Genomic DNA, 20807 nt, shown 5'->3' on the forward strand with positions numbered 1-20807 from the left:
TCCTGGGCCTGAACCGCGCTTAACTTCAACGACTTAAAATAAAAAGTAAGAAATTTCCTATATAAATCAGATCACAAAGATCATCTTACCCTGTTGCTATCCTCATTAAGCCTAAGATATATTCGCGCAGAATCACACAAGGAAAGTGTGCTTAAAGCGTGCTTTCCGCGCTTCACTTACAGGAGTAAATATGAGTAATTCTTATCAAAATGAAATACCCAAAGCGCGCGTTAACATCAAACTCGACGTTCATACAGGCGGCGCTGCACGCAAAATGGAGCTGCCGCTCAAATTGCTGGTGACTGGTGATTTCAGTAATGGTCAGGAAGATCGCGTGCTGAGCGAACGCGAAAAGGTCAACGTCAATAAAAACAACTTCGACAGCGTGCTCGCTGACTTCTCGCCATCAGTAAGGCTCACCGTGCCGGATACCTTGTCAGCGGATGGCAGTGAACAAGCCATCAATCTGACCTTCAGTAACATCAAAGACTTCGAACCTGAACAGGTCGCCCGCCAAATTCCGCAACTCAAAGCGATGCTCGCGATGCGCAATCTGCTACGCGATCTCAAATCCAATCTGCTCGATAACGTCACTTTCCGTAAAGAGCTGGAGATCATCCTGAAAGACCCGGCACTGAGTGACGAACTGCGTGCGGAACTTTCTGCGCTTGCCAGCGATAACGGCTGAACCCCTTTTAACGGACTAAATGAGAGACGATGCTGATGTCAGTTCAGAATGAAACCCGGTCTTCCGGTGAAACCACCGTGCTTGAAAACCCTGCAGCGGAAGGTGTGTACGCCTCGCTGTTCGATAAAATTAATCTCCATCCGGTCACCTCACTGAGCGATCTGAATGTCTGGCAAGACAATCAGGCGATGTCAGACGCCACTGCTGACGAGCGCGTCACGGCGGCGATGCAGGTGTTTCTTAATCGCTTAAAAATCAGCGGTGAGAAAGTCGAAAAACTGGATAAAAACCTGCTGGATCATCACATTGCCGAGCTGGATTATCAGATCAGCCGCCAGCTGGATGCGGTGATGCACCATGACGAATTCCAGAAAGTGGAATCGGTGTGGCGTGGATTGAAATCGCTGGTGGATAAGACCGATTTCCGCCAGAACGTGAAGCTGGAAGTGCTTGATGTGTCGAAAGAGGATCTGCGTCAGGACTTCGAAGACGCACCGGAAATTATCCAGAGCGGCCTGTACCTGCAGACTTACGTTGCCGAGTACGACACGCCGGGCGGCGAACCGATTGGCGCGGTGATCTCTGCCTATGAATTCGATGCCTCTGCGCAGGATATCGCGCTGCTGCGTAATATCTCGAAAGTTGCTGCATCGGCCCATATGCCGTTTATCGGTTCTGCAGGGCCGGCATTCTTCCTCAAAGAAACCATGGAAGAAGTGGCTGCCATCAAGGACATCGGCAACTACTTCGATCGTGCGGAATACATCAAGTGGAAATCCTTCCGCGACACCGATGATTCTCGCTATATCGGCCTGACCATGCCGCGTGTGCTGGGCCGTTTGCCGTACGGACCTGATACCGTGCCGGTGCGCAGTTTCAACTACGTGGAAGAGGTAAAAGGCCCGGATCACGAAAAATATCTCTGGACCAATTCGTCTTTTGCCTTCGCCGCCAACATGGTGAAGAGCTTTATTAATAACGGCTGGTGCGTACAGATTCGTGGCCCACAGGCGGGTGGTGCGGTGCAGGATCTGCCGATTCACCTGTATGACCTCGGCACCGGTAATCAGGTGAAAATCCCTTCTGAAGTGATGATCCCTGAAACCCGCGAGTTTGAATTTGCGAACCTCGGTTTTATCCCGCTTTCGTACTACAAGAACCGTGATTACGCCTGCTTCTTCTCCGCAAACTCCGCGCAAAAACCGGCGCTGTATGACACCGCAGATGCCACCGCCAACAGTCGCATCAATGCGCGCCTGCCTTACATCTTCCTGCTATCACGCATCGCGCATTATCTGAAGCTGATTCAGCGCGAAAACATCGGCACCACCAAAGATCGCCGCTTGCTGGAACTGGAGCTGAATACCTGGGTGCGTGGATTGGTAACTGAAATGACCGATCCGGGCGATGAGTTGCAGGCTTCCCATCCGCTGCGCGATGCCAAAGTGATTGTGGAAGATATCGAAGATAACCCGGGCTTCTTCCGCGTGAAGCTGTTCGCAGTGCCGCATTTCCAGGTGGAAGGCATGGACGTCAATCTGTCGCTGGTATCTCAGATGCCAAAAGCGAAAGCGTAAGGCGGCTATCGGGAATGAAAATTTACCGTCCGTTATGGGAAGACGGCGCGTTTCTGACGCCGCAACAGTTCCAGCAGCAGGCTATGTGGGACGCGCACGTGGCAGGTACCGTCGCTGGCATGACGCTAGCACACCCCTGGGGCGTGCTGTGTGCCGAATTCGACGAGGGCGCGCTGGCGCTGTCAAAGCTGAATGCGACGCACATCGCCGTCCGTTTTGCCGATGGCTCCCTGGTCGAAACCCGTCTGGCTGACACTCTGCCACCTGTCTGTGAGTTAACTGATGTGACGGACCGGGACAGCGTAGAGGTGGTACTGGCGCTGCCGCTGATCAACGCCAACGGCGGTAATCTGGAAAACGGTGCGGACAGCGAACGTCCGCGCCGCTGGGTCGCCACCCGGGAGCGCGTGCAGGAGCTGGCCGGTCACGAGCGTACCGAGATTGCGGTACAGCGTTATGCGCTGCGCCTGCGGCTGGCGCATCAAGAAAACGTGGCGTACCTGACTTGTCCGGTTGCCCGTCTGGTGCGCAACGCTCAGGGGCAGTGGATGCGCGACACCACGTTTATTCCCCCCATGTTGTCACTGGCTGCGAGCCCGGCGCTGGTCGCGGCGCTGGGTGATCTGCTTCATCGCCTGCAGGCACGCCGTCAACGTCTGATGCAACTGCGCCGCGAGAGTAACGAACGCATGGCGGATTTTGCCGTGTCCGACGTTTCCCTGTTCTGGCTGCTCAATGCGCTGAACAGCGCTGAGCCGGTGCTGACTGAGCTGTACCAGTCACCGTCGCGCCATCCTGAACTGCTTTATCGTGAGCTGGTGCGCCTTGCGGGGAGTCTGCTGACGTTTTCCCTCGAGAACGCGCCGGACGATATCCCAGCCTACCGACACAACGCGCCAGAGCAGGTTTTCCCGCCGCTGTTCACGCTGCTGGATACGCTGCTGGAGGCAAGCCTGCCTTCCCGCGTGATCGCCATCGACCTGGAAAAACAGGGGGTGCTGTGGAAGGGCAGGCTGCACGATGCGCGCCTGCGCGAAGGGGCGGATTTCTATCTGTCCGTGCGCTCTTCGCTGCCAAATCATGAACTTCAGGCGCGTTTCCCGCTGCTGTGCAAGGCAGGCAGCCAGGACGATGTGTCAGAGGTAGTGAATATCGCGCTGAGCGGTATGGTCATCCGCCCGCTGCCGCATGTCCCGGCGGCCATCCCATTACGCCTGGAAAATCAGTATTTCGCGCTGGATCTCTCAACGGACGCGGCCCGGGCAATGCTGTCCTCCGGTGGCTGTACCTTCTACACGCCGGAATCGCTCGGTGAGCTGAAACTGGAACTCTACGCGGTGCTGCGCTCATGAATAATCCCAACACACTGACAGAGCGTCTGTTTTTTCAGGGCTGGCTGATGGTCAGCCAGCTGCGTTGCGGACAGCAAATTGAAAACGGCGACGCGCTATACCGACGCGCGGCGGACTGGGTGAAGTCAGCCCGCGAGGCGCTGACAGAGGCCGGGTTCAGCGAGGCCAGCCGTGACCACATGCTGTATGCCTTCTGCGTGCTGCTGGATGAGGCAGTGCTGAACAGAGGGAGTCAGGACGATGGCTGGCTGCGCTGGACCCGTGATCCGTTGCAGGTGCGCTTCTTTGGTTCACTGAACGGCGGTGAAGCACTCTGGGATCGCATCCGCACCGTGCTGAACGAACCTGCAGCAGACATTACGGTGCTGACCTGCTTTTACCGCACCCTGCAGCTGGGGTTCGTCGGGCATTACCGCGCGCAGGATGACGAACGTCGTGAAGACGTGGTGAGTGCGCTGGCTGCCCGCGTGCCGCCTTTTGCGCTGCCGGAAGATGCGCCGCTGGTGGTCCGCCCCGCAGGTCTGCGCAGCGGACGCCGCTTTTACTGGCTGAGCTGGGTGGCAGCAGTGGTGCTGCTTGGCGGGCTCTGGTTCCTGCTGGAGTCAACGCTGGCAGAGATGGTGTCGCGCATGGCAGGTGCACAGTAATGGTCCGACCCGATTCACGTCAGGGACTGCTGCTGCTGGCAGCCGCGCTCGCAATCCTGCTGGTAGTGGGCTTCTGGGGACTGAACCCGCTGAACACGGTGGCACTCTGTGTGCTGGTGCTGCTGGTGGCCGGTTTTCTTCTGTGGCGTCTGCAGCGTAATGCTACTGATCATCAACCGGACATTGATGCCAGTCTGCCGCCGGAAACTTATTGCGGGCCAGTGATTCTGCTTATCGGGGATACGGCACCGTTGTTTGGTGAACTGACCCACAGGGAGACACGGCTGGGGTGGTATCTGAACGTGCGCCAGCCTGCTGAACTGCCCGCGCTGGCGGAACGGCTGGCAGAGCAATATCCGGCGCTGCTACCTCAGCTTTCAGTGATGCTGGCAATCATCCCCGGGCAGCACACCTCCGCTGACGTATTGGTTCAGCAGCAGGGTGGATGGCTGAGGGCCGTTTCAGAGTGCCGGGTTGTGCTTAAAGGGTTGCCGCCATTGTGTGCCGTGATATGGGGCTCGTCAGTGGATGAGCGCACGCACTGGTTCAGCTATACGCCAGACCATTCGCAGTTTCAGTTTCATCCGGAAAATGACGCCCGCCTTTCGCTGGCGGAGTGGGTCACCCGGGATCCCCTGCATTTTCATCACGCGCTCAGACTGCAAAGCCTGATGCAATGGTATGCGGGGCAATTCGCGGCTTCGCACACCGCGAGCCCCTGCCAGATCGGCGTTTGCCTGACGCCAGTGCCGTCGCTACCGGGCAACCTGTGGCAGCAGCATGCCGTCGGGCTGACCACGCTGTCGCCTGAAAACTATGCGTCTCCGCCTTCACTGCCATTGCCGGATGTGCTGCTGTCCGGTATGCCGCAGCGGCAGGGTATCAGCCGCTGGCTGCTCACGGCGCGTGGGGTCGGGATGATGCTGGGCCTGTTTCTGGCGCTGGCCATGCTTGCTTCTTTTATTCATAACCAGCGCCTTGTGCGCAGCGTGGCCGATCACCTTGCCCTGTGGCGCAGCCTGCCGGAGGACGCTATCGCGGCAAAAATGCTTGCACGCGATGCGCTTATCCATGACCGCTCGCTGCTGGATGCCTGGCAGCGCAGCGGTGAGCCACTGCGGTTCGGAATGGGACTTTATCAGGGCATGCGGCTTAGTGCGCCGGTAAACACAGCCATCCACCGCTGGTCACCCCCGCCTGCGCCTGCTCCCGTGGTTCAGCAGGTAGTGCAGGGCCCACAAACGGTGCGGCTTGACAGCCTGTCGCTGTTTGAATCGGGCAAAGCGGCGCTGAAGGCGGGGTCCGACAAAGTGCTCATCAATGCACTGGTGGGCATCAAGGCCCGACCCGGCTGGCTGATTGTCGTCGCCGGCCATACCGACAGCACCGGCAATCAGCAGAACAATCAGCTGCTCTCGCTGAAGCGCGCCGGAGCGGTGCGCGACTGGATGCGCGATACCGGCGACGTACCGGAGAGCTGCTTCGCGGTACAGGGCTACGGTCAGGATCGTCCGGTTGCAACAAACGAGTCGGCGGAGGGGCGTGCGCTCAACCGCCGGGTCGAAATCAGTCTGGTGCCACAGGCGGATGCCTGCCGCGTGCCAGACGCACACACCCGGTCATCACAGGATGATGGCCATTCTCAGTCTGAAAAGGAGTAACAACATGGCAATTCCAGTTTATCTGTGGCTGAAGGACGACGGCGGCGCGGACATCAAGGGTTCAGTAGACGTGCAGGACCGCGAGGGCAGCATTGAGGTGGTGGCACAGGAGCATAACCTGTACATCCCGACCGACAACAACACCGGCAAGCTGACCGGCACCCGCATTCACACGCCGTTCCTGTTCACCAAGGAAATCGACTCGTCGAGCCCGTACCTCTACAAGGCGGTGACCACTGGTCAGACCCTGAAGTCTGCGGAGTTCAAGTGGTACCGCATCAGCGATGCAGGACAGGAAGTCGAGTACTTCAACACCAGGCTTGAGAACGTGAAGGTGGTGAAGGTCAATCCTGTCATGCACGACATTAAAGATCCTTCCAAAGAGAAGCACAACCATCTGGAGATGATTGAGCTGCGTTACGAAAAAATCACCTGGACCTACAAGGACGGCAACATCATTCATTCCGATTCCTGGAACGAACGCGCCACCGCGTAAGCCCGTGCGGACGGTTCGCCGTCCGCTTTTTCAGGCGTGCGCCTGCGTGCGGGTGCAGCCCTGAAAAACACACTGATGTACAGATACCTCAGACCTTATGGGCCTCGGTTAACGGCCAGGGGCGGTAGCGTGCCTGAAACGGAGAGAACACCTATGGAACACCAGTCTGCAGCGCTGCTGCGCCGTCTTAATCCCTTCTGCGCCCGTGCGCTGGAGGCCGCTGCCTCGCTGTGCCAGACCCGCGCGCACGCGGAAATTTTCCCCGAGCACTGGCTGCTAAAGCTGCTGGAGCAGGGAGAGGGCGACATCACGGTGATGGCGCGCCGCTATGAGTGGGACATGGACGGCGTCTGGCAGGGGCTGCTGAGCTTTCTGGATGGCCAGCCTCGCCTGGTGCGCAGCCGCCCGGAACTGTCCTCCCGGCTACATCACATGCTAAAAGAGGCCTGGCTGGCGGCCTCGGTGGATGGTGAGGAGCGCATCCGTAGCGTACACCTGCTGACAGCCATCGTTGGCAACCACTCGCTGACTCGCTGTGACGCACTCTGGCCCATCCTCACTCTGAGCCCGCGCCAGATGACGGCGCTGCGCCCGCTGCTGGACGCGCAGTCGGACGAACGACCCGACGCGCTGCAGCCGAACGAACCTCTGCGGAGCCTGAACGCAGAGGAGGGTGTGCCACCGGTGTTGTCGGTCGCTGCGCCTGCTGCCGGCTCAGAAGCGCTGTCCCGCTTCACCCGCGACGTTACCGCTGACGCGCGGGACGGGAAGATTGACCCGGTGTACGGGCGCGATAATGAAATCCGCCAGATGGTGGACATCCTCTCGCGTCGCCGCAAGAACAACCCGATTCTGGTGGGCGAACCAGGCGTGGGCAAAACTGCGCTGGTCGAGGGGCTGGCGCTGCGCATTGCGGAAGGCAACGTGCCAGCAAGCCTGAGCACGGTCAGCGTGCGCACCCTGGATCTTGGCATGTTGCAGGCGGGCGCGGGCGTGAAGGGTGAGTTTGAGCAGCGCCTGAAGAACATCATTACTGAGGTGCAGCAGGCTGAGCAGCCGGTGCTGCTGTTCATCGACGAGGCCCACACCATCATCGGCGCGGGCAATCAGGCAGGCGGCGCGGATGCAGCTAACCTGCTGAAGCCCGCACTGGCGCGCGGCGAACTGCGCACCATCGCCGCCACGACCTGGAGCGAGTACAAGCAGTACTTCGAGAAGGATGCCGCACTTGAGCGCCGTTTCCAGATGGTGAAAGTCGATGAGCCGGACGACGAGACCGCCTGCCTGATGCTGCGTGGCCTGAAGTCGCGTTACGCTCAGCACCACGGTGTGCACATCACCGACGAAGCCGTGCGCGCCGCCGTCACGCTGTCCCGTCGCTACCTGACCGGACGCCAGCTGCCGGACAAGGCGGTGGACCTGCTCGACACCGCGAGCGCGCGCGTTCGCATGAGCCAGGACACGGTGCCGGAAGCTATCACGCAACTGCGTGCCCGCACCGATGCCCTGAATATTGAGAAGCGCGCTATCCTGGATGATCAAGCGCTGGGCGGCACCGTTCAGGAGGCGCGCATGCATGACATTCTGAAAGAACTGGCCACCGCGGATGAACGTCTCGAACAGCTGGAGCTGAGCTGGGTGGCCGAGCGTGAGCTGACGGAGACGCTGCTTCTCAGCCGGCAGGATGCTTCTCAGCAGGTGCGCCGCGCTGAACTTCAGTCCGCTCTTCATGCGCTGCAGCAGGGGGAGCCGCTGATGACGCTGGACGTGGACGCGCGCACGGTGGCGGGCATGATTGCCGACTGGACCGGCGTGCCGCTCTCTTCCTTAATGAAGGACGAACAGACGGAGCTGCTGACACTGGAGAAGGCTCTGGAAGCGCGCGTGGTCGGCCAGCCGGTGGCGCTGACCGCCATTGCACAGCGCCTGCGCGCGTCGAAAACCGGCCTGACCGCCGAGAACGGGCCGCAGGGCGTGTTCCTGCTAGTCGGCACCAGCGGTACGGGTAAAACGGAAACCGCGCTGGCGCTGGCTGATACCCTGTACGGCGGCGAGAAATCGCTGATTACCATCAACCTCTCTGAGTATCAGGAGGCGCACACAGTAAGCCAGCTGAAAGGCTCACCGCCGGGCTACGTCGGCTACGGGCAGGGCGGCGTGCTGACCGAAGCGGTGCGTAAACGCCCGTACAGCGTGGTGTTGCTTGACGAGGTGGAGAAGGCGCACCGCGACGTGATTAACCTGTTCTACCAGGTGTTCGATCGGGGCTTTATGCGCGACGGCGAGGGGCGGGAGATTGACTTCCGCAACACCGTTATCCTGATGACCTCTAACCTCGGCAGCAACGCGTTGATGCAGAAACTGGACGAACAGCCGGACGCCAGTGAAGCTGACCTGCAGGAACTGCTGCGCCCGGTTATCCGCGACCATTTCCACCCCGCGCTGCTGGCGCGCTTCCAGACGGTGATTTACCGCCCACTGGCTGCTGAGGCGATGCGCACCATCGTCGAAATGAAGCTCGGCCAGGTCAGCCAGCGGCTACAGCGTCACTACGGCCTGCGCACGGAGATTTCGGACGCGCTGTACGAAGCCCTGACCGCTGCCTGCCTGCTGCCGGACACCGGCGCGCGCAACGTCGACAGCCTGCTAAACCAGCAGATTTTACCGGTGCTGAGTCAGCAGCTTTTGCAGTTTCAGGCCAGCGGGCAGTTGTCTGGCACTCTCAGCCTGGACTGGAACGAAGAGGATGGCGTGCTGATGACATTTGAGAATCTCATTCATGAACAAAACTGAAAGAGTTGCGGCAGCCAAAGAAGGTAGCCTGCGGCTGATGAGTAAAGGGGAAATCGTGCTTGCCAGGACGGTGTTCCGGGACAAAATTGATTATCACAAGGTATGGATCCACAAAGACAGCTATCTCCCGTTTGGTTTGCAAAATGAAGGTGTTGCTATGACGCCGAAGGGAGAAATATTTTACCGTCCGCCACTTTACCGGAACGATTTTGCTGACCTGGCTCAAAGTGACCTTGCCGACAGACATACTTTTATACACGAGCTCAGCCATGTATGGCAGCGCCAAAAGGGAATGTGCGTGATATGCAGGGGGCTCATAAGCTGGCTGGCGAGCTATCGCTATGAACTGGATGGACGCCTACTGAGTGAGTATCCGATGGAGCAACAGGCACAAATTATTGCAGATAATTTTCTACTGGCGAGTGAAGGGTATAATACATTTATGGAGTACCGGCGTCGTAGTTATGTCACGCTGGACGGCAACCTGGATGAGTCTATTATTTCGCAGAAATATAAACATGCGTTGAGAGGATTCCCTTGGTGAATGTATCTCAGAGGATAATTAGTTTCAGGTTGGCTTTGTCAGTAATCGTATTTCTCCTGGCAGGATGTCCAGGAGACAGGTTCACGCTTTCAGATAATGCTCCTCTCAGCATAGATGCTGACCGCATATGCTTCACTGTATTAAAACCTGTTGATTATTCACTTTCATATTTTGACCTCTTTGAAAGAGGAAATCGGAACTCTGTTAAGCACCCAGAAATAGCTGAATACAAAACCGATAACAGCCTGCTTCTTTGCTTGGCTGAGGACACAGTAAGCGATTCAGAAATTGTTTATGTTGCGCAGTTTGGTCTGACGACACAGACCAAACGTAAACCGATTCGGAAGTTTTCTGTGGCTTTTAAAGCTGAAAAAACGGGATTTATCAGTGTTCCGCTGCTGCAAAACGAAATCAGTTATTACATGGGACGGGGATATTAGCGGTTCAGTTTATCAACGGACTGACCGCACTAATTTCATACAGAGGACATTTCTTCGTCTTATGAGTAATCAGGCCATGTGCGTTATCTATCGCGGCATGCTCAGTTTTATAGCTACATATGCTTATGATCTTGACGGCCGACTATTGAGTGAATACTCGATGGAGCAAGAGGCTCAAATAATTGCTGATAACTATATTCTTACTGAGTGGGGATTTGGTCGATGGAATGAGTTAAGGTTATATGACCATGTCAAATCTGTTAGAGCGTTGAGTGAGCCTGAAGCCTGTTTAGCTTACATGAAAGCATTGAGAGGTTTTCCATGGTGAAATTTATGAAATTATATTTCATCGACATATTCACATGCTTCGCTATAGGCGGGTGTACTTTGGGAGAAGATCCTGTCGAGTTTGAACGCGATGCCGATATGAGCGTTATTGATGATATGCTATGTATAAATATACCCCAGAACAAAGCGTATTATTTCAGTGTGATTTCAATAAAAAATAAAGATGGCTCAGGGCTTAGGAAAACAATCGATGGCAGTGAGTTAATAGCAGTAAGTGATAAACGTTGCATGCCATTATCCTGGTTGCCTGCATCAGAAAAAAAAGAATTTATTATTCATTATGGTCTATTGTCCAGGCTGGAAACACTTCCATCCTTTAGAAAAGTAGCGGCCATAAGGTTGAAGAATAGTCGGGTCTATAATTTTCCATTAAAAAGAGAAGATTATTTCCCAAGCTTCATCTCTGAGTGAGATTATGTTGACGGAAAAACGGACTTTTAAATATCGTTAGCAAACGAACGTACCCAGCCTGTTCTCGATGAAAGGTATAGATGTGTTCTCTGAGGTTTTCCATGTTGAAGGATGATTTTATCCCAAGAGTAAATTGGTTGCCTATGATTGTTGCATTTATAATAACTGGTTGTGTTGGAGAAAAGGTTACGTTTTCTGAAGTGGCTAAGGTTGAAAGTAAAGGAAATAAAGTGTGTTTTAAAGTCAGGCGCGTCGATGATGTTACAGTGGGAAATGTAACCATTTTTAAACGGGGGCAAAGCGAAAATAGAGAGTTTGTGGGGAGGGATGCTGTGGAGGTAGTCAATAATGAGTATATATGCTTAAACGATTTTACTTCCATGGATTTAACTAAGGGAAAGTATATTGTCAGGTTTGTTTTGAATCAGAGTGGAAATCGACAGAATCTAAGGCTTTTCTCCACTGCGATGGAATTTAAAGATGGAGATTTTGTGAATATTCCATTGCAACAGGATGAGGTTGTGCATTATCTTGGTCGAAGAATTTGATTGATTTTAAATACTTCTTCCTGTCAAATAAATTTAACGCATAAATAACAAAGTGATTTTTTCAGGTGCGACCTTGATATTAAAAAAGTGCCCTTTACTCATGGTGTTTGTATTGTCAGGCTGTATTGGCGATAAATTTACACCTTCTCAGCAAACGTTGGTCAGCAAAGTTGATGGCCGCATATGCTTCACTGTATTAAAACCTGATAATTATTTACTTTCATATTTTTACCTCTTTGAAAGAGAAAATCGGAACTCTGTTAAGCAGCCAGAAATAGCAGAATATAGAACCGATAACAGTCTGCTTCTCTGCCTGACTGAGGACATTATCAACAGTTCAGCAATTGTTTATGTTGCTCAGTTTGGTCTGACAACTCAGACCAAGCGTAAACCGATCAGGAACTTTTCCGTGGCTTTTAAAGCTTACAACACGGGCGTTATCAGTGTTCCTCTGCAGCGAAACGAAATCACCTATTACATAGGCCGCGGATATTAGCGTTTTATTTCATTAAATGCCTGACCGTTTCAACTCAATACACTGAGTACTTATCTAACCCGCATTCCTGAAAGGGATTGAACCATCCGTCATCACGGAGCGAATGACAATGACCCCAAGTGAAATGTTACTTAGCGCAGCATCGGTTTTATCGTCTACCCAGAATCGCTACTCTCTTCACATTCCCGCCTGCAATGCTGTTATTGATGTTGAGAGTCTGAACGGTACGGAAGCGCTGAGCGCGAATTACCAATATGACGTGCTTTTCACCAGCCCCGATAAAGACATCTCGCCAGAGAAGACGTTGCGCAAAGCGGTAACGCTGACCATGAGAACCGGCTCTTTGCTGGAACCCGATTCGCAGAAAATTGTTCACGGTTATATCACTGACTTCCGCCGTCTGACGGGTTCCGCAGACCAGGTTAGTTATCTCATTATTATTGAACCCCGCTTTGCGCTTCTGGATAAACAATTCCGCTCACACCGTTTCTTTGTGAATAAATCCGTTCCGGAAGTCGTCAGTCAGATACTGGATGAGCATGGTTTTCAGGGGTGGGAATATGAATTCAGCCTGAAGCATGGCTACCCCAAAAGGGAGCAGATTAACCAGTATCAGGAAAGTGACCTGAAGTTTGTACAGCGTCTGTTGTCCGAAATCGGCATTTTCTATTACTTCACACTTCAGCCAGACACTCAGACTGAGGTCATCCGTTTTGGTGACGCGCATAGCGCTTATTCCGATCAGAAGTCGCTGCCGCTGAACAGTCCCTCGGGTCTTGAAGACAATGCTCAGGAATCCGTCTGGAACCTGAATCTGACCCACAACGTGGTTGAAGCGGGTGTGACAGCAAAGGATTACAACCACCGTGAGGCACAGCGCATGCTGCGGTCGGTGAAGGCCGATATGACGCGGGGTGATGGTGACAACATCTCTTACGGGCAGGTTTATCACTATCGTCCCCGCCATCCCTACAGCGGCGATAAGTTTGCCCCGGAGACCGAGACCGCAAACTTTTATGCCCGTCTCGATCATGAACGTTTTCTTGCCCGGCAGACGCTGATATCCGGTGTTTGCAACGATGCTTTTATCAGCCCCGGACATGTTTTATCTGTTACCGAAACAGGCATACCCACTCTGCCTGCACAGTTGCAGAGTCCCGTTTTAATCACCCAAATCAATGTCAGTGCGAGCCGACGTTCGGCCTTCCAGGCCACGTTGAATGCTGTGCCCTACAGTGAGACGCTTTGCTGGCGTCCCGCACTGCCTGCCCGTCCTAAAGTCAGCGGCACCATGACGGCGCGTGTGACCAGTGCGAAAGACAACGACATCTATGCCTGGCAGGATGCATCCGGGTTATATCGTGTGGTGTTTGATGCGGACGAGGATGGCAAGGATCGCGGCCTGGAAAGCATGCCCGTTCGCCTCGCGAAACCTTACGGCGGGGATATGTACGGCTTCCACTTCCCGCTGATACAGGGGACGGAGGTAGCAATAGCGTTTCGTGAGGGAGACCCGGACCAGCCGTATATTGCTCATGCGCTGCATGATTCACGGCATGTGGATCACGTTACCGAGAAAAACAGCACCCGCAATGTTATCCGTACGGCAGGGCTGAATAAACTGCGCATGGAGGACAAGCGTGGTGAGGAGCATATCAAGCTCAGCACGGAGTATGGGGGTAAGACGCAGCTTAATCTGGGGCATAACGTGAGTGCAACCCGGGAGTTACGCGGTGAAGGGGCTGAACTCCGGACTGACAAGCATATTGCGATTCGGGGCGGAGCAGGGGTGTTAATTTCCGCAGATAAACAGCCAAAATCCCAGGGCAGTATGCTGGATATGAATACAGCAATTGCAGAACTGCAGAGCGCGCTTCAGATGGTCACTGCGCTTGCACAGAGTGCTCAAACATCCGGTGCGCTTGAGTCTGATGCTCAGTCCCAACAAAAATTAGCGGAAGCGCTTAATCAGTTAAAAGATGCCGGAATTCTGCTTTCTGCACCCGCAGGCATAGCCGCAGCAACGGCGAGCAATATCCAACTCTCTTCAGGCCAAAGCCTGACGGCAACAGCAGGCAAAAATGTCGATATGAGTATTGTGAAACGTTTCACTGTTGCGGCGGGTGAAGCCATCAGCCTTTTTGCGCACCGGATGGGGCTAAAAGTATATGCAGCAAAAGGCGATGTCGACATTCAGGCACAAACCGATGCCATGCGCCTTCAGGCAAACAAAAATTTGGCGGTTAACAGTATCAGCGGGGAAATAATCCTCAATGCCAGCCAGGGAATTACCCTGACCAGCAAAGGTGGCGCCTATATAAAAATTAAAGACGGATCCGTAGAAATAGGTGCTCCTTCGAGGATATCTCTTAAAAGTGGAGATATTGCGTGGGGTGGTAATGCCTCACTGGAGACTGCACTTTCAGCCGTTCCCGTCAGCTACCCGCAGTTTACGAACACAATGAATGGTCGTTTCTGTGTACTGGATCAGGCCACACAAAAGCCTAAAGCCTATATACCTTACCGAATTGAAAGCGCAGACGGACAAATCCTGCGTGGCGTGACGGACGAGCAGGGATATACGCAAGCGCACTACGGCCTGAACGAGGCCGCGATATCACTGCATTACGAATAAAGGGACTTTAATCAATGAGCGCGAAACACCCCCCCGCGGCAGAAAATGCACTGAGCAAAAAAGACGGTAACACTGTTAATGCGCATCACACCTCCTGCCAGTGCTATTTCCGACCGGAAACCACGGAAGTCATTTTCCTGGATGAATCTGATTCAGGTGAGTTTGATGATTTAACCAGCAAGCTAAGTGAGTTGATGGACAGGCTTGAAAAGGCACGGGTCCGTCATTCAGCGGCGATTGAGGCTTATTATAAAAAGCGTAATGACATAGCCAGTCAGGAAGCGCTACCGGCTTATTTCGATGCGGTCGTGTCGACGGAAATAGAGGCTGAAAAAGCGACAGAGGCGCTGCAGAAGGAGGTGGGGGAGTTTGATTAGCAGGCGGGTTATGCCGGCCTCGTTGAACTTATTCCTCTTGAGCCTCTGAAAAAGGGCATCTACGGGCGATTCTATTGTTACATGAAGAAAACCGACTACGAGGCTTTCTCGGGCAGGATGACGGTCATCAGCCTGAACAACCTGGGTGCAGAGGATTTTTACCAGCGAGATAAGGACGGCAACATCATTGCTATCAGCACGAAAGCGATACGGGAACGTTTTCAGAAGGTCATAGAGTCGCTCACGCAAATGTCCTCAGGAAAAACCGCCTTCGGTGCGGAGGGAACGTATGAGGCCAGCCTGACTGAGTGGGCAGAGGCCTGGAACGGGCAGGATGGCTATGCTGCACAGGGGCGCGTAATAGATGTCTCCGCAGGCGCACAGTTTCTCCGTTTTTCCTCGAACGCAGGTGCGCAGCTTGACTGGAACCGAAAAGAAAATGCGGGAATCATCAGCGGCGAGGCTGAGGCAACGCTGACGCTTGCAGAGGCGCACGTCAAAGCCACCTTTTATCAGCCGGATCGTGGCGGGTGGCAGTTGAAATTTATCATCAACGATGAAAATAAAGAGGCGAACCTGGGCGTGCTGCGCTCAAGGATTGATACGGGGCTGACGGGATTTGCAGGCGCCTCAGCGAGGATAGAAGGCAATCTGCAATTTGTGGTGAGTGACGGACAGCAGAAGCTGATGGGTGTCCGTGCGCCATACTCCCGCTTTGCACTGCGTCAGAAAGGGGTGATGGTTGATACGGAAAAGGAGACATCTGCCGCAACGTCGGTCAGGGCAGAGTTGTTCGCGGGTGTATCCGCCGGCGGGACCTTTGGCGGCGCGCTGCAGTGGCTGAAACCGTTTGAGTCTCTGGTAGACCACCTGCCGGATATGTTACGCACGTTTGGCATGGAGGCGTCGATATCGGACACGAAGGTGCTGGATAAAGTGCTGAGTATCAGCCCTAAATCCGCGGCGTCTGCCCAACGGGTGGGCAAGTTCACCGATTTTGCCGCATTCATTGCGGGTGGCGAGCTACAGGCTGGGCTGGGCGGGTCCGGGGAGTACGAGTTCTGGTTCGAAGATGGGAAGTTTAAATTCCGGATATCCGGCGGGGTTTGCCTTGGTGTCGGAGCTAAAGGCTCAGCTCAGGGAGAAGTTACACCACATCAGTTTACCGAGTTTGCAGTGTGGGCGGTTTACCAGCTGTACGGGATGGATTACCGTTATTTTAAGGTGTTCGCTAAGGATGCTTTTAAGGCTCTGACCCTGATAGTTCTTATGGGTGGGAAGAGTATTTATGAAAACTATTACAATAAAATGAAAGCCACATATTATACAGTGTCAGAAGATTTTGACGATTTCAAAAAAAATATCAAAAAGAATCTATCGAATGCTGCTGAGGCATCCGATAGCAGAAACCAGTTTGCTGAGCAGATAAATAATAATCCGTCAGAAGTTTATCATTTCACTCCTGAAGGAAAGGGTATTTCAATTTATCTTCTCATACAGGGGGGAATGTATGACCGGATTGACCCCAGTAATCACAAATTAGCATCTTTAATCGATAACTCTGAGAATGGTCTGTTGCCCATCCCGGATACGGCGCATCAGCGGAAAAAAGCCGTGCTAACCATACTAAGCAGCATACAGACGAAACGTGAGTGGGCTGAAGTACTGATAAGGATGACCGGTAACGGCGAAAAGGTTGCAGGCGCTCCCATTTCTAAATTAGGGCAGGCGAGATTAATTAAACAGCAGGAAGAGCTAATACGCACCGCTCTGCAAATCGGTATTAATCAAGATCACCGGTTAAATGAGATGATTAAACGGCTTGAATTGCAGGATTTCCGTGAAGTTTACCGCCGCTTAAAAGAAAAGCCCGCTTTCGGGTATCCTTTTGCACCGAACTGCACGAAGCAATACGCCCTGTATTGTGACGATAATCCCTGGTACGCCTCACTTTGCCATATTGCACCAGCAAATCCAGTAATCACGAATGCACTTAACTTTTTGAATAAATGAAGTAAAAAATCTTATTGTTATTACTGTTCATCCTGTCCGGATGTGATGAAAAAAAAATAGTCGCGCCGGAATTATCTGCACCACAACAAAAAAAACTGGACGCATTTATCAGCCGTATTAAGTCCGATATGGTATATATGCCTGCGGGCACCTTTCTGATGGGGGATTTTTGTTCAGAAATGCGCAACGGCGGGGCGTTCTGTACTATAGATAAAAACAACAAGCCAGCTCATGAGGTTGAGCTATCATCCTTCTCAATATCCAGATTCAAAATCACGCATCAGGACTATAAGTTTTACCTGGAAGTTTCTGGGTTGCCAGCGCAGAGCTTTAATAAAGAGTACAGGAATGAAAGACTCGCTAAAATGACGGTGCTAAAAAACAGCCCGGCGATTATCAACTGGCACAATGCAGATAAGTACTGCCATTGGCTTAAGAGCCAGACTGGGCTAAATTTCTCGCTCCCGACGGAAGCACAGTGGGAGTATGCCGCGAGAAACCGTGGGAAGTACGTCAGTATCGCCACGGATGACGGTTCCCTGCGCGTCAGCAGAGACACAGAGTTAGGGGTGAATTTTGGTACTTATGAAGATCGGGAACTTGCAGCCCGGCCTGTTGGAATCGACCCAGGGATTCTAAGTTTACCTGTCGATAAATTTCCCCCGTCTCCGGCAGGTTTGTATGGTATGGCGGATAACGGCAGAGAGTGGGTCATGGACTGGTATGACCCGGGCTGGTACGCAAAATCTCCGGTCAAAGACCCTCATGGCCCGGAGTCCGGCGTGATTAAAGACGAAGAGACAGGGCAATACTGGAAGGTGCTGCGCGGAGCCATCCTGCCAGCACCTGGCCGTCCGTCCGGCCTCACGTTCAGCCGCAGTTATGACATTCCGGAACCGGGATATCCTGCGGGCCATACGGCCCGTTGCGTAGTGAATGAGCCGGAGCCGCTGAATTAGTCTCTGTAGTTTAAAAATCAATAAACCGAAATGATACCGGACTGAAACCGGTGCAGCCCAACTGTACGCACTCTTTAATTGCGAAGACGAACCCTGGTACGCCTCGCTCTGTCATGTGACACCACAGAGTGCCATTACAAAACATAACTTTGAGCCGGCCCGAAAATGAAAAAGAACTTAGCTGTTTTCCTTCTGATACTCCTTTCAGGGTGTGATGATAAGAAGGTGGTCACGCCGCCCCTCACGGCAGAGCAGAATAAAGAGCTGGATATATTCCTCAGCCGCGTCAGAGCGGACATGGTTTACATGCCGGCAGGGACGTTTCTGATGGGGGACTTTTGTTCAGAAATGCGCAAGGGCGGGGCGTTTTGTACGAGCGATAAGAATAATAAACCGGCTCACCAGGTTGAATTGTCTGCTTTTTCAATTTCAAAGAAAAAAATCACGCATGAAGATTATAGCTTTTATCTAAAAATAAGCGGACGTCCTCCTCAGCAATTTGAAAAGCCATGGAGAAATAAAGCTCTGTCTGAAATGACAGCTATAAAAGGAGGTCCGGCTATTATTAACTGGCGTGAGGCGGATAATTACTGCACTTGGCTGAGGAAGCAAACTGGTTTTAATTATTCACTCCCGACTGAGGCTCAGTGGGAGTATGCTGCAAGAAATAAAGGGGGTTATGTCAGTATTGCCACTGATGACGGTTCTTTGCGTCATAACCGAAAAACAGATGTTGGTGATAACTTTGCTACGGATTATGACAGACAGACAATTTCAGAGCAATTGGGTATCGACTCCCAGTATGTTTTCTTTCCTGTTGATAAATATCCTCCTTAACCGGCAGGATTGTATGGTATGGCAGATAATGGAAAGGAGTGGGTTATAGATTGGTATGATCCTGATTGGTACAAGATATCGACAACAAAGGATCCTCAAGGCCCTGATTCAGGGGTGATCAAAGATAATACCACTGGGCAGTATTGGAAAGTTTTAAAGGGGGCTGACCATCCATCGCCCGGATGGCCTTCAGGTCTTACCTTCAGCCGCAGCTACAAAATTCCCGAACCGGATTTTCCTGCGGGCGTTACTGCTCGTTGTGTGGTGAACCAATCTGCTCCTCTGGAATAAATACACTAATTTATAATTATGGGGTATGCCCCAACCTTTATTAAAAAAATCAGCAGATATTAACTGCGGCTATGAAAAAAATTGACCAATCTTAAATTTTTGCAAGCATAAATAACGTTTTAAGTCAGTGGTGGTTAAATTTTTTCACATAGTCTTCTTTATTCTGGGCTGGAATGGTTAATTAGACGGGGTGAAGAAATGATACGCATTTTTCTGACGTCGGCTATTAATCATGACAAGCAGTTGAATGACCTGATTCAGAAGCTGGAACTGCAGGACTTCCGCGAAGTGTATCGCCGTTTAAAGGAAAAATCAGCTTTCGGATACCCGTTTGCGCCCAACTGCACGAAGAAGTACGCCCTTTACTGCGAAGACAATCCTTGGTATGCCTCGCTTTGTCATGTGACACCGCAGAGTGCCATTAAAAAACATAACCTTGAGTCGGCCCGAAAATGAAAAGAAATTTAGCTGTTTTTCTCCTGATAATTCTTTCAGGGTGTGATGATAAAAAAGTGGTCACGCCGCCCCTCACGGCAGATCAGAATAAAGAGCTGGACGTATTCCTCAGCCGCGTCAGGGCGGACATGGTTTACATGCCGGCAGGGACGTTTCTGATGGGGGACTTTTGTTCGGAAATGCGTAATGGCGGGGCGTATTGTACGGATGATAAGAGCAACAAGCCGGCTCACATGGTAGAGCTGTCTGCCTATTCGATTTCAAAATATAAAATCAGTCATGAAGAGTACGCATTGTATCTGAGGTTATCTGGGAGCCCTCCGCGAAATTATAATGATGAAGTGAGTGATACGATGCTCTCGGAGATGACGATATTAGATAACAGCCCTGCAATAATTGACTGGCGCGAGGCGGATACGTATTGCCGTTGGTTAAAGAAAAACACAGGTTTAAATTTCTCGCTCCCGACGGAAGCACAGTGGGAATATTCAGCCAGAAATAAAGGGCAGTATGTCATTATTGCCACTGATGACGGTACGTTGCGTTATAACCGAAAAACGGAGCGTGGTGAGAACTTTGCGACGGATGAAGATCGTGAGATAGCCGCCCAGCCGTACAGAATCGACTCACCGCTTATCCGCCTGCCAGTAGATAAGTACCCACCTTCACCGGCGGGGCTTTATGGAATGGCAGAGAACGGCAGAGAGTGGGTCATGGACTGGTATGATCCGGACTGGTACAAAAAATATCCGGTCAAAGACCCTCATGGACCGGAGTCCGGCGTGATTAAAGATGAAGAGACAGGGCAATACTGGAAGGTGCTTCGCGGGGCCATCCGGCCATCGCCCGGATGGCCGTCCGGACTCACGTTCAGCCGCAGTTATGACATCCCGGAACCGGGATATCCCGCCGGCCATACGGCCCGTTGTGTGGTGAATGAGCCGGAACCGCTGAATTAGCCTCTGTGGTTTAAAAATTAATAAACCGAAATGATGCCGGACTGAACCTGTTACGTCCCAGCATCCTTGTACAGCGAAGATAATCCCTGGTACGCCTCGATCTGTCATGTGACACCACAGAGTGCCATTACAAAACATAACCCTGAGCCGATCCGAAAATGAAACGGAACTTAGCTGTTTTCCTCCTGATACTCCTTTCAGGGTGTGACCAAAAAAAGTGACCACGCCGCCCCAGACGGCAGAGCAGAATAAAGAGCTGGATATATTCCTCAGCCGCGT

20 protein-coding genes are annotated in these 20807 nt (G+C 52.7%); all 20 read left to right on the forward strand.

Features of this window, described 5'->3' with window-relative positions; all coding sequences use genetic code 11:
* Positions 1-190: 190 nt before the first annotated feature.
* The 20 genes from tssB (at position 191) to FD737_RS21500 (ending at position 20528) form a co-directional block, all read left to right on the forward strand.
* A complete protein-coding gene (tssB, locus tag FD737_RS21415) occupies positions 191-688 on the forward strand; it encodes a type VI secretion system contractile sheath small subunit (protein WP_045831911.1) in 498 nt (165 codons plus the stop codon).
* Between the two features lie 29 nt (positions 689-717).
* A complete protein-coding gene (gene tssC / locus FD737_RS21420; RefSeq protein WP_160834543.1) occupies positions 718-2265 on the forward strand; it encodes a type VI secretion system contractile sheath large subunit in 1548 nt (515 codons plus the stop codon).
* Positions 2266-2279: 14 nt separating this feature from the next.
* Positions 2280-3617: a type VI secretion system baseplate subunit TssK gene (gene tssK / locus FD737_RS21425; protein WP_160834544.1), complete on the forward strand. Its 1338-nt coding sequence runs from the start codon at positions 2280-2282 to the stop codon at positions 3615-3617.
* Complete coding sequence (tssL, locus tag FD737_RS21430; protein ID WP_160834545.1) at positions 3614-4264, forward strand: type VI secretion system protein TssL, short form; 651 nt, start codon at positions 3614-3616, stop codon at positions 4262-4264. The genes tssK and tssL overlap by 4 nt, the downstream gene beginning before the upstream one ends.
* Complete coding sequence (locus FD737_RS21435) at positions 4264-5925, forward strand: OmpA family protein (RefSeq protein WP_202404629.1); 1662 nt, start codon at positions 4264-4266, stop codon at positions 5923-5925. The genes tssL and FD737_RS21435 overlap by 1 nt, the downstream gene beginning before the upstream one ends.
* 4 nt (positions 5926-5929) lie before the next feature.
* Entirely contained in the window at positions 5930-6421 is a 492-nt protein-coding gene (gene hcp / locus FD737_RS21440) for a type VI secretion system effector Hcp (RefSeq protein WP_058960474.1), read from the forward strand.
* A gap of 153 nt (positions 6422-6574) precedes the next feature.
* Complete coding sequence (gene tssH, locus FD737_RS21445; protein WP_160834546.1) at positions 6575-9214, forward strand: type VI secretion system ATPase TssH; 2640 nt, start codon at positions 6575-6577, stop codon at positions 9212-9214.
* The gene (locus tag FD737_RS21450; protein WP_160834547.1) at positions 9201-9758 is read left to right on the forward strand and encodes a type IV secretion protein Rhs; all 558 of its coding nucleotides are present in this window, start codon (positions 9201-9203) and stop codon (positions 9756-9758) included. The genes tssH and FD737_RS21450 overlap by 14 nt, the downstream gene beginning before the upstream one ends.
* Before the next feature lie 35 nt (positions 9759-9793).
* Complete coding sequence (locus FD737_RS21455) at positions 9794-10198, forward strand: putative T6SS immunity periplasmic lipoprotein (RefSeq protein WP_160834548.1); 405 nt, start codon at positions 9794-9796, stop codon at positions 10196-10198.
* A 333-nt stretch (positions 10199-10531) separates the two neighbouring features.
* Positions 10532-10957, forward strand: a complete 426-nt coding sequence (locus tag FD737_RS21460) for a hypothetical protein (protein ID WP_160834549.1) — start codon at positions 10532-10534, stop codon at positions 10955-10957.
* 101 nt (positions 10958-11058) lie between these two features.
* Entirely contained in the window at positions 11059-11505 is a 447-nt protein-coding gene (locus FD737_RS21465) for a putative T6SS immunity periplasmic lipoprotein (RefSeq protein ID WP_160834550.1), read from the forward strand.
* Positions 11506-11578: 73 nt separating this feature from the next.
* Entirely contained in the window at positions 11579-12001 is a 423-nt protein-coding gene (locus tag FD737_RS21470; RefSeq protein WP_237448844.1) for a putative T6SS immunity periplasmic lipoprotein, read from the forward strand.
* Positions 12002-12110: 109 nt separating this feature from the next.
* Positions 12111-14636 carry a type VI secretion system Vgr family protein gene (locus tag FD737_RS21475; protein ID WP_202404630.1) on the forward strand — a complete coding sequence of 842 codons (2526 nt, stop codon included), beginning with the start codon at positions 12111-12113 and terminating at the stop codon, positions 14634-14636.
* A 14-nt stretch (positions 14637-14650) separates the two neighbouring features.
* Positions 14651-15013 (forward strand): hypothetical protein, encoded by a 363-nt coding sequence (locus tag FD737_RS23985; RefSeq protein WP_237448845.1) that lies wholly within the window; start codon positions 14651-14653, stop codon positions 15011-15013.
* Between the two features lie 81 nt (positions 15014-15094).
* On the forward strand, positions 15095-17026 hold the full coding sequence (locus FD737_RS21480) for a hypothetical protein (RefSeq protein ID WP_237448846.1): 1932 nt from the start codon (positions 15095-15097) through the stop codon (positions 17024-17026).
* Between the two features lie 14 nt (positions 17027-17040).
* Positions 17041-17985, forward strand: coding sequence for an SUMF1/EgtB/PvdO family nonheme iron enzyme (locus FD737_RS21485; protein ID WP_237448847.1), 945 nt, complete (start codon positions 17041-17043; stop codon positions 17983-17985).
* Between the two features lie 165 nt (positions 17986-18150).
* Positions 18151-18822: an SUMF1/EgtB/PvdO family nonheme iron enzyme gene (locus FD737_RS21490; RefSeq protein WP_237448848.1), complete on the forward strand. Its 672-nt coding sequence runs from the start codon at positions 18151-18153 to the stop codon at positions 18820-18822.
* A gap of 18 nt (positions 18823-18840) precedes the next feature.
* Positions 18841-19113, forward strand: coding sequence for a hypothetical protein (locus FD737_RS23990; RefSeq protein ID WP_237448849.1), 273 nt, complete (start codon positions 18841-18843; stop codon positions 19111-19113).
* 198 nt (positions 19114-19311) lie between these two features.
* Positions 19312-19569: a hypothetical protein gene (locus FD737_RS21495; RefSeq protein ID WP_160834553.1), complete on the forward strand. Its 258-nt coding sequence runs from the start codon at positions 19312-19314 to the stop codon at positions 19567-19569.
* Entirely contained in the window at positions 19566-20528 is a 963-nt protein-coding gene (locus FD737_RS21500; RefSeq protein ID WP_160834554.1) for an SUMF1/EgtB/PvdO family nonheme iron enzyme, read from the forward strand. Before FD737_RS21495 ends, FD737_RS21500 begins: the two co-directional genes overlap by 4 nt.
* Positions 20529-20807 lie beyond the last annotated feature (279 nt).

This window comes from Pantoea sp. Seng, from assembly GCF_009829935.1.
Classification (GTDB): domain Bacteria; phylum Pseudomonadota; class Gammaproteobacteria; order Enterobacterales; family Enterobacteriaceae; genus Pantoea; species Pantoea communis.

Excerpts from the sequence above, each read along its gene's own strand:
- tssB (WP_045831911.1), top strand. The coding sequence starts at position 191 with ATGAGTAATTCTTATCAAAATGAAATACCCAAAGCGCGCGTTAACATC.
- tssC (WP_160834543.1), top strand. The coding sequence starts at position 718 with ATGCTGATGTCAGTTCAGAATGAAACCCGGTCTTCCGGTGAAACCACC.
- tssK (WP_160834544.1), top strand. The coding sequence starts at position 2,280 with ATGAAAATTTACCGTCCGTTATGGGAAGACGGCGCGTTTCTGACGCCG.
- tssL (WP_160834545.1), top strand. The coding sequence starts at position 3,614 with ATGAATAATCCCAACACACTGACAGAGCGTCTGTTTTTTCAGGGCTGG.
- FD737_RS21435 (WP_202404629.1), top strand. The coding sequence starts at position 4,264 with ATGGTCCGACCCGATTCACGTCAGGGACTGCTGCTGCTGGCAGCCGCG.
- hcp (WP_058960474.1), top strand. The coding sequence starts at position 5,930 with ATGGCAATTCCAGTTTATCTGTGGCTGAAGGACGACGGCGGCGCGGAC.
- tssH (WP_160834546.1), top strand. The coding sequence starts at position 6,575 with ATGGAACACCAGTCTGCAGCGCTGCTGCGCCGTCTTAATCCCTTCTGC.
- FD737_RS21450 (WP_160834547.1), top strand. The coding sequence starts at position 9,201 with ATGAACAAAACTGAAAGAGTTGCGGCAGCCAAAGAAGGTAGCCTGCGG.
- FD737_RS21460 (WP_160834549.1), top strand. The coding sequence starts at position 10,532 with ATGAAATTATATTTCATCGACATATTCACATGCTTCGCTATAGGCGGG.
- FD737_RS21465 (WP_160834550.1), top strand. The coding sequence starts at position 11,059 with ATGTTGAAGGATGATTTTATCCCAAGAGTAAATTGGTTGCCTATGATT.
- FD737_RS21475 (WP_202404630.1), top strand. The coding sequence starts at position 12,111 with ATGACCCCAAGTGAAATGTTACTTAGCGCAGCATCGGTTTTATCGTCT.
- FD737_RS23985 (WP_237448845.1), top strand. The coding sequence starts at position 14,651 with ATGAGCGCGAAACACCCCCCCGCGGCAGAAAATGCACTGAGCAAAAAA.
- FD737_RS21480 (WP_237448846.1), top strand. The coding sequence starts at position 15,095 with ATGAAGAAAACCGACTACGAGGCTTTCTCGGGCAGGATGACGGTCATC.
- FD737_RS21490 (WP_237448848.1), top strand. The coding sequence starts at position 18,151 with ATGAAAAAGAACTTAGCTGTTTTCCTTCTGATACTCCTTTCAGGGTGT.
- FD737_RS23990 (WP_237448849.1), top strand. The coding sequence starts at position 18,841 with ATGGCAGATAATGGAAAGGAGTGGGTTATAGATTGGTATGATCCTGAT.
- FD737_RS21495 (WP_160834553.1), top strand. The coding sequence starts at position 19,312 with ATGATACGCATTTTTCTGACGTCGGCTATTAATCATGACAAGCAGTTG.
- FD737_RS21500 (WP_160834554.1), top strand. The coding sequence starts at position 19,566 with ATGAAAAGAAATTTAGCTGTTTTTCTCCTGATAATTCTTTCAGGGTGT.